Source organism: Breznakia blatticola (genome assembly GCF_004365815.1).
GTDB lineage: Bacteria > Bacillota_I > Bacilli_A > Erysipelotrichales > Erysipelotrichaceae > Breznakia > Breznakia blatticola.
Genome location: NZ_SODD01000023.1, coordinates 26,258 through 35,021, shown reverse-complemented (window position 1 = coordinate 35,021; position 8,764 = coordinate 26,258). Strand labels below are relative to the sequence as shown.

At 32.9% G+C, this 8,764-nt stretch carries 4 protein-coding genes; all 4 read left to right on the top strand.

The genetic code is table 11. The features are described from left to right. The first annotated feature begins 84 nt into the window (after nt 1–84). The 4 genes from EDD63_RS07075 (at nt 85) to EDD63_RS07065 (ending at nt 8,609) form a co-directional block, all read left to right on the top strand. A complete protein-coding gene (locus tag EDD63_RS07075; RefSeq protein WP_424945041.1) occupies nt 85–2,427 on the top strand; it encodes a TOTE conflict system archaeo-eukaryotic primase domain-containing protein in 2,343 nt (780 codons plus the stop codon). 174 nt (nt 2,428–2,601) lie between these two features. Beyond that, the gene (locus tag EDD63_RS11570; protein ID WP_166667577.1) at nt 2,602–2,742 is read left to right on the top strand and encodes a hypothetical protein; all 141 of its coding nucleotides are present in this window, start codon (nt 2,602–2,604) and stop codon (nt 2,740–2,742) included. 228 nt (nt 2,743–2,970) lie between these two features. Continuing rightward, nucleotides 2,971–5,523, top strand: a complete 2,553-nt coding sequence (locus EDD63_RS07070) for a winged helix-turn-helix domain-containing protein (RefSeq protein WP_166667576.1) — start codon at nt 2,971–2,973, stop codon at nt 5,521–5,523. 275 nt (nt 5,524–5,798) lie between these two features. Continuing rightward, nucleotides 5,799–8,609 (top strand): InlB B-repeat-containing protein, encoded by a 2,811-nt coding sequence (locus EDD63_RS07065; RefSeq protein ID WP_134169895.1) that lies wholly within the window; start codon nt 5,799–5,801, stop codon nt 8,607–8,609. Nucleotides 8,610–8,764: the final 155 nt, after the last annotated feature.

The window sequence follows — 8,764 nt, the reverse complement described above, 5'->3', positions numbered from 1 at the left end:
TACCATCACAAGAAATGCTTTAAAGACACATAAATTATTCAGTACTTATCAGTGATTTATCGAGACTTGGTATGCACTGGTTGAATTAAGCCTAATATATTCTATTTATTAGAAATGTCACAATCTGGAAATGGTGTTCATTTGTGGATTTTTTTTGATAATGATTACCCAATTACACTTGCAAAGAGATTCGGAGATACTTTGATGACACTAACTACAGCTCGATTGAAGTTAAGTTCTCTATCATCATACGATCGAATGTTACCACAGCAAACACAAGTAACTGTGGATGGGTTTGGAAATTTGATTGCGCTTCCTTGGGAGAGCTCATCAATAAAAAAGGAAACGACTCTCTTCGTTGATGATTCCTTTAAACCTTATATAAATCAACTAGAAGTATTGCATAGTGTAAAACGTGTAAGTGAAAGTCAAATACAATTTCTACTATCGTTTTGTAATAACAATGCTCTTGGTTCTTTGAATGCAGTAAATGATTGCGATGTTGAACAAGTATGTATTTCAAAACCCTGGGAAGATGAAATACAGTTAAATAAGTCAGATGTAGTACAACCATTAAATATTATTATCTCTGATAAGATATATATATGTGAAAGTGATTTGAGCCCAAGAGCATACAATTATATTTCGAGATTAGCAAGTTTCAAAAATCCAACGTTTTATCAAAAATTAAGAGCGAATGCTTATATTAAAAATATTAATCGAATTATCTCTTGTTTTGATGTGAGAAATGGATATTTATGTTTACCTAGAGGATGTTTTGATATTTTAAAGGAATTCATGCAAACTCAAGAGATAGAATTTAACATTGAAGATAAAAGATTTGTTGGTAATAAGATTAACACCAAGTTTGTTGGCAATTTAAGAGATAATCAAGAAAAGGGTGTTCATGTTCTAACTAAGCACAATTACGGAGTATTGGTGGCAGCAACGGGTTATGGTAAGACTATTGTTGGTATTTACTTGATTGCAAAATATAATGTTAATACACTTATTCTAGTTCACAATAATGAAATTATGAAAAGGTGGCAGAAAGAAATTCCAATGTTTCTAAAAGTTGATAATGAACCAGCAACTGTTGGTTCAATGGGCTTTGGAAAAAACACCTTAAATGGAGTTATTGATATAGTGAGTATTAAATCTATCACAACAGATGAAGAAAAACTCAAGTTGATAAAAAACTATGGAATGGTATTAATTGATGAATGTCATCACTTTGCAGCACAATCTTTTTTAGAAGTGATAAGCACATTGAATGCAAAAAGAATATATGGATTCACTGCTACGCCTAAACGTCAAGATCAACAAGAAAAGAAGTACTTCTTTCAATTAGGACCAATACGTTATGAATACACTGCAAAAGAACGTGCCATATCTTTGGGGATGACATATAGTGTCTTTCCACGATTTACAAGATACGTAAGTGTAGATAAGGGGAATAACCCTTCAGTCGAAGTCGTTGAAATAGTCAAGGATGCAGAAAGAAATAATTTAATTATTAAGGATATTATACGTTCCATTGAGGCTGGGAGAACACCTTTTGTACTAACCAAAATAAAAGAACATGCAGAATATATAGTTTCACAATTAAAGGGAATGTATAAAAATGTATATTATTTAAGAGGAGGATATAAATCAAAAGAACAGATACAACAACTGGAAGAAATGTACGAAATTAATCCATCAGAACCTCTAGTTTTGGTTGCAATTGCTTCAGCTGCGGGCGAGGGGTTTGATCTTAAAAGATTGGACACATTATTTATGACCGTGCCTTTTGCTTGGGAGGGAAGCGTAGCACAGTATGTAGGTCGACTTCATAGAGAATATGAGAATAAACAAGATTTGATTATATACGATTATGTAGATTTATACGTGCCAATGCTTGAAAGAATGTATGCAAAACGATTAAGAACATATAAGAAACTTGGGTACAGTGTATATACACCTAATAAAGAGGATAGACATGGTGTACAAATCATTCATGATGCAGCTTCATATTTTGAGGAGTTGAGCAATGACATAAAAAATGCGAAGTATGAGATTATCATTAGCAGCACAAAAATGTCAAAGAAGAGAATTGAGAACTTACTAGATATATTGATTACCCCAATGAACAGGGGATGCAAGGTATCAATAATCACTCAGCGTAAAGATGCATATAAAACTACTATGAAAAGTAACATAAGTAGATTATATAAAAACATTACTAGTAAAGGTATTGCATTATCAACAATAGATACAGAACTCAATCAGTTTGTTGTAATTGATCGTGAAGTGCTTTGGTATGGTGATGTAATGTTTTTAACTGATGAGAAAAAAGATAGTGTAGTTTTAAGAATTGCAGATAAAGTAACTGCAAAAGACATGGTTGTATATAGTGAAACTTTGGATAAAACTTTGTTAAAATAGTAATTTTAAGAAAGTTTCTTAGAAGTGTTTGATTAGTAGAAACTAGTCTACAATATGAGGCTATCGAAAAAAGTTTGAACCATAATATAATAAATGATGAATATGATAAAAACGAATGAAGAATGTGAATAACATTTTATCCGCATACATATTAATGTAATTTGGTGTGTACAAATGAATGGAAATTGTCCTCATCTTGTAGCAGTTTTTCATAAAGTGCATCCAAAAGTCGATTTTATTGGTTTAGCAACTGAAATTGAAAATGAATTCAAAGAGGACGAATTTATGCATGATGAAGATGATTTACCATTTTAAATATGATTGCAACTAGATAGGTTATTATTTAGTAAAAGAATGATTAGACAGATAATCTAGATTTGATGCGTAGCATCTAGATGCTGTCTTTTTCTTTTGAATTGTGGCGAACGTTCGAAATAAAGCAATTATCGGTTTAAGATGCAAAATGTGTGTTATTTTACTACTTACAAATGATTGTATTTCCAGTTTTAACCATATACAATAAGTGAGTAAAGGGGGATGGGAATGAATTATTCGCAGGCTTTAAGCGATAAGTTTATCGCACCAAAACTACATGAGAATTATACATATAGATATGCCTTACTAAATACACTTACAATAGGGACGAATAAAGACATTATTTATATTTGCGCACCATCGGGATTTGGGAAAACAACAGCAGTAATACAGTGGTTAGAATATAGTAAGTTTCCATATGTGTGGATAGACTTGGATGAATATGATAATACGTTGACTGCATTTTATCGATTGTTGTGTATGGGGATTTACTCGTTTCAATCGGATAATGAGGCAATGGCTAAAATTCTGGCAAGTCCAACATTTAATACGCTTCCAGTTGAACATAGTATTGAATTGATTACTTCGTTTATACCAAATGGGACATCGTATGTAATTGTGTTAGATCGTGCACAACTAGTAACTAACAAAGAAATACTCAAAGCATTTTTAATGGTGAAAAGACGTTTACCAAAATGTTTTACGATTGTAGTTATTACAAGTAATGAACCAAATCATGAGTATCTTGATCAGATAGGTAAAGATAATGTCAATTTGTTAACGAAGAAAGATTTTGCATTTTCAGAAGTAGAAATTCATCAGCAGTTTTTAACATACGGAAATAAAATCACATTAGAAGATGCAAAAGAGATTCTACAAATCACAGAAGGTTGGGCGATTGGAATTAATGCATTAGCTATGAGTGGACTGACCAAACCAACGACAACAGATGGTGGTATGGTGTTTTCAAATTATATTGAGACACAACTATGGGACAACTTTGATACTGAGATACAAGAGTTTTTACTACGTACTTCAATCGTGGAAGATATTAGTGTGGAAATGGCAAATTTACTTTCAAATAGAAAAGATAGTCAAGAGATTCTTGATGCATTATGTACTGGAAATTTCTTTGTGAATAAAACAGGGAAAGATACCTACAGTTATCACTCTTTGTTGCTGCTGTTTTTAGCAGATGTACGAAGGAAACATGAACATATCAAAAGTGAAGATCTTTATAAGGTGGTCTCACTTCATTATTTAAAAGAAAATCGAATCTTTCTAGCTAGAAAATATGCAATAAAAAGTAGAGATAAAGAAACGATAGATATCACGAACTACGCAATTGATGAAGACGATTCAGTAGATAGTAATATTTTATCAGTAGAAAACTTCATTAGTGTGTATAGCAGCTTATTAGAAGAACAGTCATTACGAGTTGTTCTAGATGAACATCCATATTTATATTCACAATATGCTGGATATAGTTTGATTGTAGGAGATGCTACTACATGTGAATGGTGTTTGGATATGATTGAAAAAAACTTACCAATTATTTCTAAAGAACATGCACAGTTTGAATCCGATGTTATTTTGATGACACTTATTGATTATCGAAAAAGTGTTGGTTCTATTCTAAAAAAACTGGTAAAGCATTTAGCAAAAATCAACTTTAAGAAAAACTTACAATGGAATACAGTTACAATGCAACTTCCTCATTTCTATCGGTCAGCTAGAGACTATAGTGAACTTGCAAAAGGAAAAAGCTTACAGAGAATATTTACGTTTATTACTCCATTATTTGGTTCGTTTGTTAGAAACATACTCTATGCTTTACAAGCAGACTTCTTATATGAGAAAAACAAGTTGAATGAATCACTTGCACTGATTGATAAAACCTTATCATCAAAGAAAGGTGAACAAAGCGGAGAACAGGGTTTCTGTTTATTAATGACTAAAGCAACTACATATGCTACTTTAGATGACCAAAAAAATCTAAACCAAACGATAGAGGAAATTCAGACATTTATTATTCAGGATAATAATCCACAATTCTATTTAAACTTTGAAGCATTTAAAGCAAGAGTACAACTTCAAGATGCAAATCAAGAAGTAGCAAAAAGTTGGTTGGATAATTATTACATTATTGATGATGATTTCTACTTGTATAAGATATATCAATATTTTACGACAGCTAGAGCCTATATCGTTTTAGGACAAAGTGAACAAGCATTACAATTCATTGATAGACTTGAATTACTAGCAACACAGTTTCATCGTCCACTTGATATAGCTGAAGCAAAAGTATTGCGTGCATCCATTGAATGGGCATTGCGCCAACGTAAAAAAGCATTGGAAACAATTGAAGATGTATTACTCATCTTACAACCATATGAGTTTATTCGTATTATTGCCAATGAAGGTGGTGCAATACTACCTGTATTGAAACGTTTAGCAACTGTAGTGGATAGTGGAACACATCATCAAGAAATTGATGCAAATTTCTTACATAAAGTAATTCTTGCAACACATGAAAAAGCAAGTAAACACAAAGGGATTACACAGTATATACGTCCACCAAAACTAAAACTTTCTAAGCAACAAAAACACATGGTACAGCTATTAAGTGAAGGGTATAAAAATGCAGAGATTGCACAGATGACAGGACTTACCATTCATACTGTAAAATATCACTTAAGTGAAGCATACAAAAAGTTATGTGTTGATAATGCAATGGATGCTGTACTTAAAGCAAAAGAGGAACATTTACTTGATTCATAAATACTGTATGAGAAGCAAACCTATCCTGGTATAGGGTTTTGCTTCTTTTTTTTTTTAAAGAATACAAAAAAACCTATACTCATTCATATTTCATACAAAATTTCCTTAGATATAAACCTAGACGATTTCCTTATCTAACATTAATGAAAGCTATAATTTAAGTAGCTCAAATTACGATTGTAATTTAGCCAAATAAAGGAGGGTAGGAGTATAGAAAGTTGATGTAATTTTAGAGATGCATTCTATGTGTGTTGTAAAAAAGAAGGAGAGATAGTATGAATAAAATTATGAAAAAAGTTTTTGCAATCATGTTAACGTTTGTGATTAGTTTTGGAGCGATTCAAGTAAATGGACATGCTGCTGAAACTGGTGCAGGTCATAACAACCTGTATACAAAGTTAAGTATTAATCATGATTTGGTAAGACCTGGTGGATATTTCACCATCCGTTATGAAGCATCAAATGGAAATTGGATGACACCTCAATATTTAGATACAGTGAAAATAGTTTTACCAAGGGAAGCACAGTTTATTCGCAAAGCAACAATTGATACTACAGGAGATGATAAATGGGAGTACGATGAGAAATTTCACACGATTTATTATCAACCAAAATATGTAGCTCCAAGAAATGTAAACTATATTGAAATTGAAATGTATGTTGGAGAAGATGCAGTGATTGGAAAACAGTTTACAGTCCATGCAGTTCAACCAAGTGATTCTAACATTAGTGATTTAACCATAGTGGGGCCAACTGTCACTACACCTGTTTTTGATGGCGATTTGACTTCTGATAGAAGTGAATATACTTTAGTTGGTGATCAAGTTACATATAATTTAGTCGCTAAGAATGTCGGAAACTGGGATTCAAACAAAACGCAAGTTTACATCCCTACAGATGAAAATTTTGATTTGGATTCAAATTCAATTATTTTAAAAATTGATGGACATAAAGTGAATATGTATAACTTTAAAGCAAATGAACAAGGATATTACTATGATTTTGAAGCTGTCCCACGAGGTGAAACACTAACTGTAACATACAGTGGTAAGGTGAAAGATTCTGCATTTTTGAAGACGCTAAATGCAAAAGTGCATGTAACCGCGTTATTTAACTTTGATGGAAACATTGATGGAAGCGTTGGTGGAAATGTTGGCGGAAACGTAGGTGGAAATGTTGGTGGAAACATGGATGGAAGCGATGCTAGATATATGGTTAAGGAATCTATTATTTCTGATAACAACGCAAAGATTGTAACAAAGCAATTTGATGTGAATTATCATAATGCTGGTTCTACATCAGGTACAATGAGTACAGATAAAGCTATATTTGGAAAATCATTCAGTTTAGCAACTAACCAGTATAAGAAAACAGGATATAGTTTCAAAGGATGGGCAACTAAACCAAGAAGTCAAGATGTGACATATACAGATGGACATCAATTCAATATGTTTGATTTGACTGCTGATTTAGATTTATACCCGGTTTGGAAAATTGATGACTATGCAATCACATATAGTGGAAATGGTGCAACATCTGGAAACATGACAAATGGAGTAGCGAACTTTGGTCAAAAAGTTACATTAGCTACAAATGCGTATGAAAAAGTTGGTTATACATTCAAAGGTTGGTCAACTACTACAGACGGAAATGTTGAATATACAGATGGTCAAGTCTTCAATACATGGAATCAAGAAAAAGGTCTTGATTTATTTGCAGTATGGGAAGCAAATGAATACACAATTACATACCATGATACAAATGCTACAACAGGAAAGATGGATACTGATACAGTGACGTTTGATAGTGTATTCACGTTGTCAGAAAATGCATATCAAAGAGATGGATACGAATTTGAAGGATGGGCAACACAAGAAAATGGAGCAGTTGTATACAACGATACATACATATTTGCACCATATAATATTGCGGATAACCTAGACTTATACCCTGTTTGGAGAGCGAATACATACACAGTTACATACAATGGTAATGGTGCAACAAGTGGAACGATGTTAACCGATCCAGCAGTGTACGATCAAAGTGTTACATTATCACCAAATGCATTTACACGCACAGGATATACATTTAAAGGATGGTCGACTTCAGAAGACGGAGATGTTGTATACGCTGATGAATACACATTCACAAAGTGGGATCGTCAAGTTAATTTAATGCTATTTGCAGTATGGAGTGCAGACACATACACAATTACATATGATGGAAATGGTGCAACAAGTGGAACGATGGAACCGGGAGTTCTTACATATGATCAAGAAAAGCAACTTGCAGCAAATGCATTTGAAAAAACAGGTCATACATTTATTGGGTGGTCTTTAGAACCTGATGGAGAAGTTGAATATACAGATGAAGAACTTCTTGATGCATGGACTGAAGAAGCAGGTTTAGAATTATATGCGATTTGGGAAGTATGCGATTACGACATCACGTATCACGGTAATGGGGCAACTAACGGTTCTATGAGCAAAGATGTTGCGACATATAATCAACCAATTACATTAACTAAAAATACGCATGAGTGTAAAGGTTATACATTTGTTGGTTGGGCAACTTCAGAAGATGGAGATGTTACTTATACAGATGAACATGCATTTGATGCATATGATTTAACGAATCATTTACAACTACATGCAGTATGGAAAGCAAATACATACAACATTTCATACGATGGAAATGGAGCAACTACAGGTAATATGGATCAAGATGTTGTGACATTTGATAAAAAAGCAACATTAACTAAGAATGCATTTGAAAAAACAGGATATACATTTAAAGGATGGGCAACTGCAAAAGATGGAAAAGTTGTTTATTCTGATGAGCAAGTATTCAGTGCTTGGGATCAAGAAAGCGGATTGGAACTATTTGCAGTTTGGGAAGTTAAACAAAACCCATCAATCGATGTTGATAAAAACACAAACAATTCAAGTTCGAATACAACAAAAACATCACCAACAAATAATGTGCAATCAGGTGATGTTACAAACGCTGCAGCATGGTTAGCATGCCTAATGATTTCATTAGGAGCAATCGTGATTCTTAAAAAAAGAAAAACAGCAAAGCAATAATTATACCTACACTTCACACAAAGACATCATCACATCCTCAGTGATGGTGTCTTTTTCGTAATAATTGTGTGATGAAGTTAGTTATAGATTACATAGTATCTACATAGAAAGTTTGATATAATATGCCCACGGGAGAGTGTTTATGAAAGGAACTA

What these genes read in the sequence shown, in the direction of transcription:
- EDD63_RS11570 (WP_166667577.1), top strand. Translation starts at nt 2,602, where the DNA reads ATGAATGGAAATTGTCCTCATCTTGTAGCAGTTTTTCATAAAGTGCAT.
- EDD63_RS07070 (WP_166667576.1), top strand. Translation starts at nt 2,971, where the DNA reads ATGAATTATTCGCAGGCTTTAAGCGATAAGTTTATCGCACCAAAACTA.
- EDD63_RS07065 (WP_134169895.1), top strand. Translation starts at nt 5,799, where the DNA reads ATGAATAAAATTATGAAAAAAGTTTTTGCAATCATGTTAACGTTTGTG.